The organism is Bacillus sp. FJAT-28004, assembly GCF_001280845.1.
Lineage (GTDB): Bacteria > Bacillota > Bacilli > Paenibacillales > Paenibacillaceae > Pristimantibacillus.
Genome location: NZ_LGHP01000001.1, coordinates 674,497 through 689,628, shown reverse-complemented (window position 1 = coordinate 689,628; position 15,132 = coordinate 674,497). Strand labels below are relative to the sequence as shown.

Below are 15,132 nucleotides of genomic sequence, written 5' to 3'. Positions count from 1 at the left end.
AAAATCCCCTTTTTTTATCTAGCTTGGTGACCAAGTAATGGTGACTTTTAGACCTCCAAGATTGGAAGATGAGAAGCTAACGCCAGCTGAACCACGGAATCGCAAATGCATGCGCTGATGCACATTCCAAAGTCCACAGCCCATTTGCTGATCCATTTGATTTTGCATTTTGTGCTGAAGAATGAGAATATCCTCCATGCTCATCCCCTTACCGTCATCCTCTACGACAAGCCGAGCCCCTTCCTCATGCCACTCACCCGTTATTTGAATGATTGATGCATCAGTCCACGCCTCAATACCATGGATAACCGCATTCTCAACGAGCGGCTGCAGCATCAGCGGCGGAATTTCAAGATGGCGCATATCCGAAGGAAAATGAATGGAATAACGCAGCCTCGACATCCGCATTTTCTGAATTTCCAAATAGCTGGTCACAAAATTAATCTCCTCTGACATGGCAACAAGATCACGTTCCTGCCTTGTCGTATAGCGATAATAGTTGGACAAATGATGGGACATAGCAACGACCGCTTCATACTTTTCGAGCTTGGCCATACTGGATATGAACGAGAAGCAGTTATAGAAGAAATGCGGGTTAATTTGCGATTGCAGCTGTTTTAAACGCGCTTCCCGCACATGAATTTTTTCCAAATATACCGTTTCGAACAACTCTTGTATTTGAGCAACCATTAAGTTGAAGCGTGTATAAAGGAACCCGAACTCGCTCCTGCCGCGCGGCTTCATCCGAACCGAATAATCGCCGTTTTTCAGCTTCTGAAACCCAATAACGAGATGTTTAATTGGTACCTGTACCTGCGCGTATAAAAGATAAGCAGCAATACAGCATAACAGCAACAAACCTGCGAGCGATACATAAAATAATTGATTCGTCTTTTGAATAGGCCGTATGATTTCGGAAATCGGAATATAATCGATCAAATGCCAGCCAATCGTCTCTGACTTCACAATGTTGACCAAATATTTTTCTCCGCCCAGATCGATCGTACGGCTCTCCATATCCAGCAGCGGCTTTTGCTTCAACAAATGGATAACATTGTTCGTCAGTTCCTTATCTGCCGAGCGATTATAAATAACTCCTACATTTTCCAAATAATAAAATGGCTCTCGGCGGCCATCGCTCTTGAACTTGTCCAACATATCTGTAATATTCGAGCTGTCGAACTGTACCTCAATGACCAAGTTCGAGCTGCTTGGATCCAAATAACTGGAATATGGGGTTACCGCATAACGGGAAAAAACAAATTGATTATTTTCAGCAGCCTTCACTTGCCAGCCAGGCTTCAATCTTTTTTTCAAATCAGCGTCGTCATAGAGGACAACGTCATTATCGGAAATGTCCCTATGAAGAATCGGTGAGTAGATGTGCATACTGCTTCGCCATTTCGAAGAATTTTGTTGAATGGCAAGCTTTGTTTGAATTCTTTTGATCAAAGTAATCATATTGAGGTTCAGCTCCGGCATTTCCGTAAAAATATCGCGAAGCGACGAAATATCAGGATCCTGTATCAATAAGTCAGGCCAAAGGGCCATCGAATCGATACTTGTATTGACTTGATTTTGGAAAAAAACGAGCTGATTCGTGTTCGACTTATTAAGCTCCTCGCCAAGTATATCGGTGCTGGTCTTATTGGAGTAAAAATAGAGCAGCATAATCGGAACCAGCATAATGATAATTAGAGCGACGATTTTAGTAAATAAATTAATTTTAGGCATATTGCTTCGCACCTCGGCAGGATGTCATATGGGCAGCTGTTTAATAATCTTTATCTTCCTCTTCACCATACGTGGACATTCCGTTCAATTCAACCCGTAAAATCGAAATGTATGTTATGTTTTTGCAACTACTTTATTGCGCAACGATTCTATTCTTTCAAAAAAAGAACCGGAATATCGGATTTTGCTCCGAAATTCCGGTTCGTGGAAGATGGCGATTACAAGCCGAGCAAATTGCTGCCGCTAGCCAATTTCACTAGCCATCCCTCCAATACATGCTCATATAGTAAGCCTTTAATTGTTATATTTGTACGCAAGCATTGAGGGCAGCGCGTTGCCTTCAAAATCGAACAGCGTCGTGTTATCCACCACATTCGGAGCGTCTTTCTGCCAGCCTACACCTGGTACATAAATCATGATGGGATCCCAGTAGAGCACGCCAAGGCATCTTCCACCTTCAACCTGCTTAATGCCATTCATCAGAGAATACATGAAATCACGTTGACCTTCTGGCGTGCTCTCGTACGGCTCAGGCCCATTGTTCTCAAGCTGACCTCGCATGCCTGCACCCGTAACCGAGCTCCAGTTAAAGCCTGCTTCCATCAGCAAAATATCCTTATCAAATCTTGCGACCAGCTTATTGCAAAACGCTACAAGCTGCTGAACCGAAGCCTGCGTCCAGAACGGGTAATAAGAAGGACCGATAATGTCATAAGGAACGCTATACCGCTCACAATTGCCAAAAAACTGCTCGTATTTCTCATCCTCGGTGGCACCGTCCAAATGAATGACAACTTTGCTCGCTTCAGATACTTCCTTCACCGCCTGATATCCAGCCTTTAGAAGCTCAGCCAGCTGCGGCCAATTAGCAATGGCACCATCGGGATAACACATTCCGCCTTGTATTTCGTTGCCAAGCGATACATATTCGGGAACTGTGCCTTGTTCGATCAACCGCGTCATAAATGCTCGTGTATATTGATATAAAACCTCTCTCAGCTCCACAAAGGAAAGTTCTTTCCAGTTATGAGGCTTATGCTGGGCTAAGCCGTTTGTCCAGTAATCACTGTAATGGAAAGAGAATTGAATTTGGAATCCCATGTCCTTCGCTCTTTTTGCCAAAGCAAGAGTTTTTTCTTCGTTCTGATAGCCTCTAGCATCCAGTTGATTCGAAGGCCAATGGTCTGGATTTCCAGGATCATTGTACAGTCGAATCCGAACGATGTTATGCCCGTAAGCTTTCAATATTTCAAGGCCGTCCTTTGATTCATGCTTATCTTTGTATATGCCCCCGTTCTCCTCAATCCGAGGCATCTCGGAGATGTCTCCGCCCTTCAGCAGCTCATAAGACTCATCACTCTTCACAAGCTCAAACGATTTGACCTTACACCAGTTGCCCTCATTTGCTTCGGTGATGAGACCAATGGTGCACTGTCCATCCCTAACTTCAATGCCTCGTATGATAACAGGTATCCAATGAGGCGATACCGGAAGGCTTGTCAACCGAGTGTCACCACTAGTGGACTCCGCGTAAATATAACAGGTTTCTTGCCCTCCGCTGTTTTGCGTCCAAGCCGTCAATGTATAGTAGCCATTCTCAAGCTTTTCAATAATCTTAGACACAGACGAGCGATAGGAAGATGTATGTTGAATCATGAGATATTCAGTAGATGACTGATGATCCTGCTGGATGCTCGCGGCGGCTTGATTGCCGTTAGACTGCACGTTCCAGTCAGCCAGTTGGTTTGTTTCAAAAGAAATATGCATGCTGTACCTCCGATTTGTGTAGGAATCGTTCGTTCGTTCCTTCTTATCGTATCAAACCGCCTTCACCCCATATAGGGCATATTCACAACATATTGGTTGCTATTCCAACCATAACTTATAGATTATCAGGCATGGTGAATGGACGGACTATGCAGGTTTCATAATCTGTTTATGTGCGTTCCAAAAAAAACACCCCTTTGCATCAGCAAAGGGGTGTTCAACTATTGACCTAATAAAATTTTTGCATAGGGTGAATCAATAGGTATCATAATGACTGGCTCGTTTTTCAACGTCGTTGCATAACTCTCCAAAGTCCGGTAGAAATTGTAGAACTGCGGATCACTGCCATATGCCTTATTATAGATAACTGCTGCTTCACGCTCGCCTTCAGCGACGATTTTTTTGGAATCAGCTTGCGCTTGCGCTAATAGCTCCGTAGCTGTACGATCCGCTTTGGAAGTAATTTTTCGCGACTCCTCATCACCCTCGGACAGGTAGCGTGCTGCGATCGATTGACGATCCGAAATCATCCGGTTGTATACGCTTTGCTTGTTTTCCTCCGGCAAATCGGTACGTTTAATGCGGACATCGATGACTTCAATACCATAATTATCACGAGTTAACGCCGACACAACATCCTTGGTAATCTCATCGTTAATATTGCCGCGCGCTGTGTTCTCGCTAATGATATTATCGTAATTGACCTCTGAGAGCTTGCGCCGAACAGAGTTGTACACAGCCTCATCGATCCGCTGAATACCGCCGCTGACCGACTGCACCGTTCTTAAAAATTGCGATGCATTCGTGATGCGCCATACCGTATAGTTGTCTACTACGATCGGCTTCTGATCCTTCGTTAGAATCGTTGTTGGAGTGCTTTCATATGTCATTTGATATTTAGGCAGCGTCGATACGTTCTCAATAAACGGAAGTTTAAACTTTAGGCCCGGCTCTGGTACGGCTCTCATCGCTTCACCAAACCGAAGCACAACCTTATACTCGCCTTCCTTCACGATATACATCGAGCCTGAGCCCAATATAACAACAACCAGTACAACAATAATCGTTAACCATTGGTTTCTTTTCATTGTGCGTCACCTCCTTGCGGAGCTTCTGTGACTGGCGGCGTTGATGCCGGCGGAGTCGTCGTGCTGCCCGTTCCGCTGCGCAGCAACTCATTTAGCGGCAAATAGTTTACCGTATCGCTATTTGAATTCGTAATAAAGATTTTGGCGTTCGGCAATATTTTTTCAAGCGTCTCTAATACTAAACGACTTTGGGTAACATTCGGATTTTTTTTGTATTCTCCGAATATCGCATTAAACTTGGCGACGTCACCCTCGGCATTCAGGATCCGAGATTTCTTCTGTCCTTCAGCATTTTCAAGTAGGGCTTGCGCCTCTCCGCGCGCTTTCGGAATTCGGTCGTTCTCGTACTTCGCTGCGTTATTGATTTTTGTGTTTTTCTCCTCACGTGCATTCGTTACTTCACGGAAGGCTTCAGCCACTTGACCGCTTGGCGGCTCAATATCCTGGAACTTAATATCAATAATTTGTATGCCCGTTTTGTACTTGGCCTGCAGCTCAATCAGCTTCTCCCGAACCTTGTCTTGGATAACTGTTTTACCGTCAGTAATGGCATAATCAAGCTTCTCCGAGCCGATTACCGCACGAATCGAGGAGCTTGCCGCATTACGCAGAAACTGCTCGGCATCCGAAATATTATATAAGTAATCATGAATATTGCTTATCTTCCACTGTACAACCGCATCCGCTGATACGATATTTTCATCGCCCGTGATCATCATCGCTTCCTCATCAACGGGAATGGATTCTGAGCCCTCTTGACGATAACCAATATGAATCCGCTGTGTCAGCTCCGCTTTTACAGTAATGACCTCTTGAATCGGATAAGGCCATTTAAAATGCAAACCTGCTGAGGTTTCATTCGAATATTTGCCAAAGGTTAAAATGGCTGCACGTTCTTGCTCCTGTACCGTGTAAAAGGATGTTGTTCCTAAATAAATGACAATAATTGCGGCGACGACACCGAATACGATCTTTTTAACCGTACTTGGCTTTAGCTCTGGCGGCCTTCGACCACTCATACTATGATTCTCGCCTAGGTTCTGATTTTGATCTGTAAAGCTCAAAGAAATCTCCCCTTCCAAGCATCTTTTATATGGCTATAGGGGATAATACGCGAAACAGATGAAAAAGTAACCGATTTTGTCATATTTTTCTTAACTATCCTAATTAACAGTTTGTTTTCTTCATTTTACTGCCAATTAATCCATTTTAGTCGCTATTACGCCTGTACATAGAGCAGCAACTTAGACTCTGATGGTGCCAGCTCAATACGATACCCGTCACCTTCTGTCTCCAATTGCCCTTCCTGTCCACTCCACAAATCCCGAACGACTATCCCCTTAGAGGAATCTATGCCCATTCTTGCAAATGATGCGAGCAATATACTTTCCTTCTCCGCTTCGAAATTAAAGGCAGCAACGTAGGTTCCTTCCTCTGTGCTTAACATGAACAGATTTTCGCTTTTGTTTCCGCTGGTGCACTCCACCGGACGGAAGGTTACACCTCGCTTAGCTAGCGCCATAATCTCTGGATTTGTCATCCATTCTTTTGCTCGCTGCGCGGCCTCCTCCATTCGGTAATCATCGCCGAGTAGAAGCGAGGTACCCGAAATTACTGCGCTGTTCAAGCGGCTTCTTCCTTCATGCTCGCTAATCGCACGTTGATTGACGCTTTTGAACAAAACCACATGGTCCGGATCGTTAAATCGATACAGGTTGTCATTAATCCACCAGCCATAAGTAAGCGCGTTAAGCATATATTCCGTATCGTTAATGGTTCCGAACGCATCGCAAGAAACACGGCGGCTATGTGCATAACCGTGCGGGAACAACGGAGCGATAGATAAATTAATCAAGAATGGACGTCCAACCCGCTCCGGCGCAAGCGTATCTCTAACGAGCGCCATGCCAATATTATAGGCCTGTATGCCCGTTCTCACGCTCTCATCATGGAAAACCCCTTCCATAGAACCATGTGCGAGGAAGTCCAATTTCACATAGTCAAAGCCGAGCTCCACAAAGCTGTCCAGGGTTCTCTTAATCCGCTCTTGCGCTTCAGGATGTGTCGGGTCAATCGGGAAGGCGCCATCGAGCTTCGGCAGCGGCTGCCCTGCTTGGTTCTTGATAAGAATGTCCCGGTAAAGCACACGGTCATCGGTTCCTTCCACCGGCGAGTTCGGATCACTTCCCCAAAACGCGAATGGTGTGAAATAAATCCCCGGCTTCTGACCATTGGCTTTCACCCGTCGCACCGCATCCTTCATTTGCTCTTCAGACAAGTTTTGCCAGCAAGCGTCAAAATTAACATACAGACTATCGTTTTTGTCGGCAAAACTATTTTGCTGCAGTTCCTTGGCAAAGAAATCAGAAGTATGTGTATAAACGTCATAATCTAGCTTGTCCATGACAGCTGACCAGCTGTTCCAGCCCATTGGAATGCCGCCTTCCCAAGGAAGAGCGGGTGCCAGAACCGCATTAGCCTTACCGTATTGCTCAAGCCCGTCGCGATAATCCGAGAACGCGCCTACGAAGATCGTCGGCGATACGATGCTTTTTCCGCGAAGGGCCCCATGCGCCAATGTGTCCCTCGTCTGCATATCAGCTGCTCCGCCATAAACGCGAAGCCTGCCCAAGTCCTCCGAGAACGTTCCTTCCACGACAACACCTGTTTTCCAAGTATCATGTGTGACTGATCCAATAACAAATCCATTTCTGCTTTGTGCACGATAAATAGCCGTTGTCTCATAGCTGTGTACGCTGCAAGGAATGACATGTGAGGCAAAACGAACCCATTTGTCATTATCGAATGGCACGAATAACGCTCTAATCTCCTCGCTGGCGTCCGCTCCCGTTCCAAATTGTGCAATGCTTCCATCGTTCAAATAGGCTGCGAGCGGCGTTATTTCATTCGTCTCCCATTCGAGCTCGCTTTCTACTTCCAGTTCCATCAGCAAATAAGGAAGCTGTTCGTACATGCGGAAGTGTTGACGCATTAACGGCTTGCCAATTTCTTCATGCTCAAAGCTCCAGTGCAGCCCTTTACCATAGCCATCCTCAATGGATTGAACAGAAGCTTCATTTACATAATGTTTGCTGTAGAACGTTGAGCGCAGCTGTTCTAAACCATAACGCGCTTCCGCATAAAGGCCTACCAGCGCTGCACCGCTGCTCCAATTCAGCGATACATTTCCTTCTGACAAATGTACCTTTACCTGAATGACTCCATTATCAACAACATATTCCTCCGTACGCTGTTCCAGCTTAAATTGCCCGATTCTCATCTCTCATCCGCTCCTTATTTAAAATTGAAGAAGGCCGGCAGCGCCGGCCTCCATCATCTTTGCTATACTTTATTTCCAAAGCTCTTGACGATTTTTGTAATTGCTAGTGTAAATAGCTTCAACCTTCTCGTCTCCAGCAGCCTTCATGTCACTAAGCATTTTATCAAAAATGCTAGTTGCATCTTCAGAAGACTTCGCCATAATCGCTTTCGTCAGACCCTGTTTCACAATATCATTCACCTTCTGCTCATTCAGTGCTTCAGGCGTTCCGCCCTGTGGCCCTAAACCGTCAAACAGTACGGAGTCATAAACAGAGTCGGACAAGTTTTTGAGAGCCATCTTATCGACAGCACCGCGTTCAAAGCGACCAGCCAAGTCATAAGGTGTTCCGTCGGAACCATTGCCGTTTTTAATAAACCAAGTCCATTTACGAATACCTGATTCCTTTGTATACGCATTCCAATCGTCTTTAAAGCTTTGCAGCACTTCTGGACGCGGCGTATGCTTGCCATCCTTCATATCCCAGTGCTGGCCTTCAATTCCCCACATCAACAAATATTGTCCTTCCTCGCTCGCCAGGAAGTTCATAAATTGCATCGTGCGTTCCGGGTTTTTATTTTTCTTTGTAATCGTAATCGCATCCCAGCCTAGTGAGCTGCGTCCACCGTAAGTCGTTTTCGCAGGATCTACGCCATCTGCTACAACCTTGTAAGGAAACAGCTGCGATTCTTCACCACGATCCTTCTTCAGAATCGTATTTGCTCCTCCCGCATCCCAATACGCGCCTGTAGAAGCAAATACAGAACCTGTCGCCAATTTTTGTTCCCAAGCCTGCTTCTTGTTAATTGCCCATTCCTTATCGATCAAGCCAGAACGGTATAAATCATTCATGTACAGGATCATTTCACGATACTGCGGATCTTTCACGTCAAACTTCAGCTCGCCATTTTCATCGTAGAAAGGCAGCATGCCGAACATCCCTTTGAAAGTGCCTAGTGTACCGCTAAAGTTTTCTCCATCCATAGAAAGAGCGATCGTTTCTTTGCCGTCCATCGTTGGATATTTCGCTTTAAAATCCAGAAGCAGCTGCTTAAATTCTGTTTCAGTGAACGGCACGCCGCCATCCGCTTTGTCAGGCGCTAGCTCCTTCAAAATATCCTTGCGCATATTGAAGCCGAATACAGGCTCATTTTCAAATCCGTACCAGTTGGAAAGGTAATAGTTTTTACCGTCTTTATAGCGCGTTTTGTTAAGCACATCGCCATACATTTTCGCTACATCTGGACCGTTTTTCTCAATCAAATCATTTAGTGGAATGATAGCACCTGATTCGATGTATTTGTTGACCAAGTCACTGCTTCTCTCGAACATAATGAGATCAGGCAGATCATCGCTCGCAAGCATCAGATTAAGCTTCTCAGCAGGGTTGCCGGTTGGCTGTTGAATTTCGACCGTAATCCCTGTCCGCTTCGTAATTTCCGCCGCAACAGTATTGCTGAACTTATCTCCTGTATTTTTATCGAAGAAAGTGATTGTGAGCGGTTCATTTGACTTGTCATTCCCTGTGCTGTTCTCGCCAGCAGTAGAGTTGCCGCCATTTTTAGCATTATTGGAGCCGCAAGCAGATAATACAGATGTAACCACGATTACGCTTAGAAATAATACGATCCCTTTTTTAATACGCATGTTAGAAATCCCCCTCATAAGTGATTCTATTATAGTACATTTTGATCCCCATTCGTTCTTTAAGCGCGATTGGCATCACCTCCAACAAAATTCCCGCTCCATTAGCTTTTCACTGCACCAAGGGTCATGCCTTTAACAAAATATTTTTGTAAAAATGGATAAACCATTAATATAGGAAGCGTTGCGACCATTGTTGCCGCCATCCGAATCGTATCCGGTGACACAGCCAGTCGTTTCGAAGCATCCGCAAGCTGCTGCGCATCGCCCACCATCGAGCTGGTTTGATACTGATTCAGTATTTTGACAAGCACTGCCTGAAGCGTCTTAAGATCAGAGTTGTACGTAAACACGTAGGAATCGAACCAAGCGTTCCAGTGACCAATTGCTGTAAACATTCCGATCGTCGCAAGCACTGGTGTCGTTAGCGGCAATATAATTTTGAAGAAGATTTGCAAGTAATTAGCGCCGTCTATTTTTGCTGACTCATCCAGCTCCTGCGGAAGCTGCTGCATGAAGGTTCGTACAATAATCATATAAAACACATTCATCATGCCTGGTAAAATAAATACCATGAAGCTGTCAATGAGATGCAGGCTTTTGAGCACCATATAATAAGGAATGAGTCCGCCGCCAAAATACATGGTGAACACAAAATATAGTGACCAGAACCGATTTCCAACGAGCTCGCGCTTACTTAGAGAAAAGGCAAGCATACTAATGACAATAACCGCGAGTGGAGTTCCGATTAACGTCCGCAGCACTGTAACTTTTATTGCCATCCAAATCTCGCTATCGGATAAAATTTGCTTATAGCTGGCTAAGCTGAAATCTCTTGGCCACAAATACAGATTTCCTCGCAGCGTATCTTCGGCACTATTAAGCGAGATGATGAATATGTTCCAGAAAGGATAAAAGGTTACGATAAAAACCGCGATGACGAATAAGTAGACGATAGACATAAACAGAAAATCATTTTTAAATTTTGCCATGAAGTGTTCTCCTTTTCTTGTTTGTACTAGAACAACGACTGTTCATTCATTTTTTTGGCCATCTTATTGACGCTTAGAACAAGGATGAATGCGACGACCGATTTGAATAATCCAACAGCTGCTCCGTATGAGAACATTCCGTTTTGCAAACCATATTTGTACGTGTACGTATCAATAACTTCTGAATATTGAAGCACTGTATTATTTTGCATCAAAAATTGCTGATCAAAACCTGCGTTCAAAATCCCGCCAACCGCTAAAATAGCAAGAATGATAATTGTCGGTTTAATAGACGGCAGCGTGATATGCAGCATTTGCTTAAGACGGCTGGCCCCGTCTACCTTCGCCACCTCATACAGCTCTGGATTAATAGCCGAGATAGCGGCCAAATACATAATCGCGTTAAAGCCCATGTCCTTCCATGTGTTGGAGAATGCTATGATCCACCAGAACAACGGACCTTTTTGCATAAACTGAATCGGCTCATCAATGATTCCAAGCCCAGTCAATATATTATTAATGACACCGCTTGAAGAGAGTACTGTGATAATAATGTTCGCTGCAATGACCCACGAAATAAAATGAGGCATGTAAGATACGGTTTGAAACGTCCGTTTGAACCAGCCATTGCGCATTTCATTAATCATCAGGGCAAGAATAATCGGCATTGGAAATCCGAATAACAGAGATAGAAAACTTTGAGCCAGCGTATTGCGCATTATTCTGACGAAATCGCCATTCGTAAAAAAGTAGTTAAACCAATCCAAACCTACAAACTCCGTCGTAAAAAACTGTCCAAAAAACGATCCTCCGCCTGGAGAATAATTAATGAAGGCCATGTATAAGCCAAACATGGGGACATATGAAAATATGAGTGTAACAATTAAAGCCGGAAGCATGAGCACGTATAATAGCCGCTGTTCCTTCAACCTGCCCCATACATTTGAATTTCCAATGCTGCGCTTCTTTTTGGGTGGAACAGATTTACTTGATTCCGCTTTCAATATGGATTCCATTTTATAACCTCCTGCCAATCTTGCGTTGCTTAGTGACTTCATTATAGGTCGGTCGCTCGTCCCATTCTATACAAGCATTTACCGATTTGTAACGCAAAACGACACACTTCCAAATGCTCCATTGTTGAAATCCGTTATTGCAGATAAACTAATTAAACATCCAGAAACAGATACAGGATAAAAAGGTGGGGATAAGCATGTACAGCATTTTGATCGTGGATGACGAAGCCATCGAGCTCGAAACGATGGAGCATTATGTCCCTTGGGACAAAATCGGCATTACCGTCGCTGGAACGGCACGCAATGGCAAAGAAGCGCTTAGTAAGCTGGCTGAACTAAAGCCCGACATTATTTTGACGGATGTCCGTATGCCGATTATGGACGGGCTTGAATTCGGAAGAAGGGCTAAGCAAATAGATAAGAACGTTAAAATCATTTTTTTAAGCGGACATAACGAGTTTCAATATATTAAGGCGGCGCTGAACATTGAAGCGACTGGTTACTTATTAAAGCCGATAGACATGGAGGAGCTTCTTGCCTTAATTGAGAAGGTAAAGAAAAAATGCGAAGAGGAGCAATTGGCAGATCAGGGCGAAGAATGGCTGCGTGAAAAATGGATGACGCGTATTATACGCGAACCTAGTTCAGAGAAGCGCATGGATTGGACTCACAAATGGGAGCTTAGCTCGTCTGATTTTAGTGCGAACAGGGAATTTTCGGCTATGTATGTAACTTTTGATCCACCGGCAACCTATCCAAGTGCACTATCGCAGCCGCCAAGCCTAGTCTCCTCCGACAGAACTGATCTATTACGAACGGTTGCAAGGCAATACCTCGATTCCTTTATTGTCGTTGAAAGCGAGCCTCATGAATTATTCGTGCTCTTTCAATGGAAGAATGAGCAGAGAGCCGCACTAGCTACTCTGGACTTCTGGGAGAAATTCCGAGAGCAGCTGATTCCATCACACGGCGCACAAATTACGATTGGCCTGTCCACGCCGCATAAAGGCTTTCATTTGATATGGGATGCCTACTTGCAGGCGCGTGCCTGCAATGACGAGAAGTTCTTCAAATTAGGCGGAGCTGTCATAACGCCGGATGCTGTATTGCCTACCAAACAAACAGATGATGATGGCGAACAGACTGCTGCAAGGTTAGCCTCCTCCATACAATTAGGAGATACGAATCAAGTATCCATGCAGTTGGAAGCGTTCTTCTCGTCTATTCGTGAAGAGCGTATTGATCGGAATTTCGCGATCCGAGCGATTATTCGGTTATTGGCCGCATTAGAACAGCATTTTTCCATGCTGCTTGCAGGCTCACTAAAGGACTTGCTGCTCGTAGATCATTGGAAGGTCATTTCGTCCATGAGCTCATCCTCGCATATTCAAGCTTATGTCTTGCATTTCTGCGATGAAATAAGAAAGGCCGCAAGTGAAAGAGATGTAGATCGCAATCAAGCAGTAGCCGACCAAATCGTTAAGCTCGTAAGCCAGCGGTATCATTTGCCGCTTACGGTTGAAGAGATCGCGAAGGAGGTCTACCTCTCTCCAAACTATATTCGAAGTATTTTCAAGGAAAAAATGGGTGAGACGATTCTCGATTATATAACGAAGGTTCGCATGAACCGGGCTGCCGATCTATTAAAGGACAAATCGCTTAAGGTTCGTGAGGTCGCCCACAACGTCGGGTACGAGAACGTCTCTTATTTTTGCTCCATATTCCATAAGCATAGAGGCAGCACCCCTAACGAATATCGGAAAATGTATTTATAGGCTGGAGTGAGTGAGCATGAAAAGGGTAGCAAGCTGGCTGACCAAGCCTTTTATTAATTTACGGCTAAGAGAAAAGCTGTTTGTCATGTTTTTACTCGGTGCTATTATTCCTTTAGTATTTTTTGTTTTATATTCTTATCAGACCATAAAAAGTGAGCTTTCTGACCAAATGTATACGAACTCCGTTTCGTCCGTCGCTCAAATCAACTCGAATCTAGAAAATAAACTGGATACGTACATTAAGCTCTCAGCCAATCTTTATTTGAACAATACGCTGCGCGCTTACTTAACGAACAACTATACTCAGGAGCCCTCTCTGTTTGTCGACGCATATCAATACATCAATAACACCTTTTCGAATATGCTTACTACGAATCCAGATATTCATTCGATCTCAATTTATATCAATAACGATTCGCTTCCAGCTGATGGTGTCTATATTAAACGAATGGACGATGCGTTCAGAAGGTCGACTACTTATCGATCACTGCTTAACAGCTACGGTAATGTTCGTTTTGTAGCAACGCCGCCCGTTGTTGACCAACCATCCATGTTCACCCTGACGCGTATGCTTAATATTAGCAATCTTGATAATGCTTACGGCATTTTAACCATTAATATTTTGGAATCGGATATCTTCCGTTTGATGGAAAAAGAGACGCCAGAGAAAACGATACTAATCGTTAATGATAAAGGCCTCATTATGTCCGCTAAAGACAAAAGCATGTTGGACCGTCCGCTAAGTCAATATGTGCAGGATGAATTCCCGAGCGGCAGAGAAGGTAGATTTGACAGCAGCTTTAATGGAGAAAAAATGCTCGTCGTTTATAATACGACCAAATTCGGCTGGAAGAGCGTCTCCCTTGTCCCTTACAGCAGCTTCTTATCCAAAGCCAATAACACAGCTAAGCGGATCTTAATTTTTGCGTTAATCAGCTTCGGACTTATGACGCTGCTCATTTACGTTGCAGCTAGACAATTCACGAAACGTGTAGATTATTTAGTTGGCATGATCCGCCGAATAGAAAGAGAAGAATTTGATCTGCTCGACATTAGACCGCTTGGTCGCGATGAAATTGGTCAGATCGGAAACGTGCTGCGCCAAATGGCACAGCGGCTGAGCAATTTAATTTCCGACGTATATAAGAAAGAAATCGATAAGAGAGAAGCCGAAATGAATGTGCTTCAAGCACAAATTAACCCGCATTTTTTGTACAATACACTGGCCTCCATATCGTCGCTTGCCATTAGAAATTCAGATCAACGGATGAACAAAATGGTTACTGATCTAGCAAAATTTTACCGGATATCACTCAGCAAAGGGAAAAACAAACTTTCGATCCATGAAGAAATACAGCTTACCCGCTACTACGTCGCTATTCAACAAGTGAGATTCGGTGAGCTTATTCGTGTACATTATCAAATTGACGAGTCCGTGCTCCCCTGCCCAATCGTAAAGCTAACGCTGCAGCCATTCGTAGAAAACGCGATGAACCATTCCATTTGGGACGACAAGCTCGGTATTAACATTATGATAAAAGCTTATCGTGACGGCCTTGATATCGTTCTTAAAGTCATTGACGACGGTATGGGCATGCATATGCGCGGTCATAGCGGAAAAGAGCTGCCGATTAGCGGCGACACCTTGTCTGGTTATGGCATTCGTAACGTGGACAATCGAATTAAGCTTTTGTATGGCGATTCGTATGGCGTCTCTATTTACAGCAGGTTAGGAATAGGCACGACAGTCACGATACGAATCCCTGGTCGTTAAAAGCAAGCTAGACAAAAAAAATC

Annotated in this window: 10 protein-coding genes; 2 read left to right on the top strand and 8 right to left on the bottom strand. The window is 44.3% G+C overall.

Translation table 11 applies throughout. From position 1 onward, the window contains the following. Positions 1 to 18: 18 nt before the first annotated feature. From AC787_RS02830 to AC787_RS02795, 8 genes are all read right to left on the bottom strand, one after another. A complete protein-coding gene (locus AC787_RS02830) occupies positions 19 to 1,734 on the bottom strand; it encodes a sensor histidine kinase (protein ID WP_054023400.1) in 1,716 nt (571 codons plus the stop codon). A 294-nt stretch (positions 1,735 to 2,028) separates the two neighbouring features. Next, on the bottom strand, positions 2,029 to 3,501 hold the full coding sequence (locus AC787_RS02825; protein ID WP_054023399.1) for an arabinogalactan endo-beta-1,4-galactanase: 1,473 nt from the start codon (positions 3,499 to 3,501) through the stop codon (positions 2,029 to 2,031). Between the two features lie 221 nt (positions 3,502 to 3,722). Further along, positions 3,723 to 4,589, bottom strand: a complete 867-nt coding sequence (gene hflC / locus AC787_RS02820) for a protease modulator HflC (RefSeq protein ID WP_054023398.1) — start codon at positions 4,587 to 4,589, stop codon at positions 3,723 to 3,725. After that, complete coding sequence (hflK, locus tag AC787_RS02815; protein WP_235560890.1) at positions 4,586 to 5,653, bottom strand: FtsH protease activity modulator HflK; 1,068 nt, start codon at positions 5,651 to 5,653, stop codon at positions 4,586 to 4,588. The genes hflC and hflK overlap by 4 nt, the downstream gene beginning before the upstream one ends. A gap of 155 nt (positions 5,654 to 5,808) precedes the next feature. Further along, a complete protein-coding gene (locus AC787_RS02810) occupies positions 5,809 to 7,869 on the bottom strand; it encodes an alpha-galactosidase (RefSeq protein ID WP_054023397.1) in 2,061 nt (686 codons plus the stop codon). A 69-nt stretch (positions 7,870 to 7,938) separates the two neighbouring features. Beyond that, entirely contained in the window at positions 7,939 to 9,555 is a 1,617-nt protein-coding gene (locus AC787_RS02805) for an ABC transporter substrate-binding protein (protein WP_054023396.1), read from the bottom strand. Positions 9,556 to 9,656: 101 nt separating this feature from the next. Then, a complete protein-coding gene (locus AC787_RS02800) occupies positions 9,657 to 10,544 on the bottom strand; it encodes a carbohydrate ABC transporter permease (protein WP_054023395.1) in 888 nt (295 codons plus the stop codon). Between the two features lie 26 nt (positions 10,545 to 10,570). Then, positions 10,571 to 11,560, bottom strand: a complete 990-nt coding sequence (locus AC787_RS02795) for an ABC transporter permease (RefSeq protein WP_054023394.1) — start codon at positions 11,558 to 11,560, stop codon at positions 10,571 to 10,573. 197 nt (positions 11,561 to 11,757) lie between these two features. On the opposite strand from AC787_RS02795, the gene AC787_RS02790 reads away from it, so the two are divergent. Both AC787_RS02790 and AC787_RS02785 read left to right on the top strand, forming a co-directional pair. Continuing rightward, the gene (locus tag AC787_RS02790) at positions 11,758 to 13,335 is read left to right on the top strand and encodes a response regulator (RefSeq protein WP_054023393.1); all 1,578 of its coding nucleotides are present in this window, start codon (positions 11,758 to 11,760) and stop codon (positions 13,333 to 13,335) included. A 16-nt stretch (positions 13,336 to 13,351) separates the two neighbouring features. After that, the gene (locus AC787_RS02785; protein WP_054023392.1) at positions 13,352 to 15,109 is read left to right on the top strand and encodes a sensor histidine kinase; all 1,758 of its coding nucleotides are present in this window, start codon (positions 13,352 to 13,354) and stop codon (positions 15,107 to 15,109) included. Positions 15,110 to 15,132 lie beyond the last annotated feature (23 nt).

What these genes read in the sequence shown, in the direction of transcription:
- AC787_RS02830 (WP_054023400.1), bottom strand. Translation starts at nt 1,734, where the DNA reads ATGCCTAAAATTAATTTATTTACTAAAATCGTCGCTCTAATTATCATT.
- AC787_RS02825 (WP_054023399.1), bottom strand. Translation starts at nt 3,501, where the DNA reads ATGCATATTTCTTTTGAAACAAACCAACTGGCTGACTGGAACGTGCAG.
- hflC (WP_054023398.1), bottom strand. Translation starts at nt 4,589, where the DNA reads ATGAAAAGAAACCAATGGTTAACGATTATTGTTGTACTGGTTGTTGTT.
- AC787_RS02810 (WP_054023397.1), bottom strand. Translation starts at nt 7,869, where the DNA reads ATGAGAATCGGGCAATTTAAGCTGGAACAGCGTACGGAGGAATATGTT.
- AC787_RS02805 (WP_054023396.1), bottom strand. Translation starts at nt 9,555, where the DNA reads ATGCGTATTAAAAAAGGGATCGTATTATTTCTAAGCGTAATCGTGGTT.
- AC787_RS02800 (WP_054023395.1), bottom strand. Translation starts at nt 10,544, where the DNA reads ATGGCAAAATTTAAAAATGATTTTCTGTTTATGTCTATCGTCTACTTA.
- AC787_RS02795 (WP_054023394.1), bottom strand. Translation starts at nt 11,560, where the DNA reads ATGGAATCCATATTGAAAGCGGAATCAAGTAAATCTGTTCCACCCAAA.
- AC787_RS02790 (WP_054023393.1), top strand. Translation starts at nt 11,758, where the DNA reads ATGTACAGCATTTTGATCGTGGATGACGAAGCCATCGAGCTCGAAACG.
- AC787_RS02785 (WP_054023392.1), top strand. Translation starts at nt 13,352, where the DNA reads ATGAAAAGGGTAGCAAGCTGGCTGACCAAGCCTTTTATTAATTTACGG.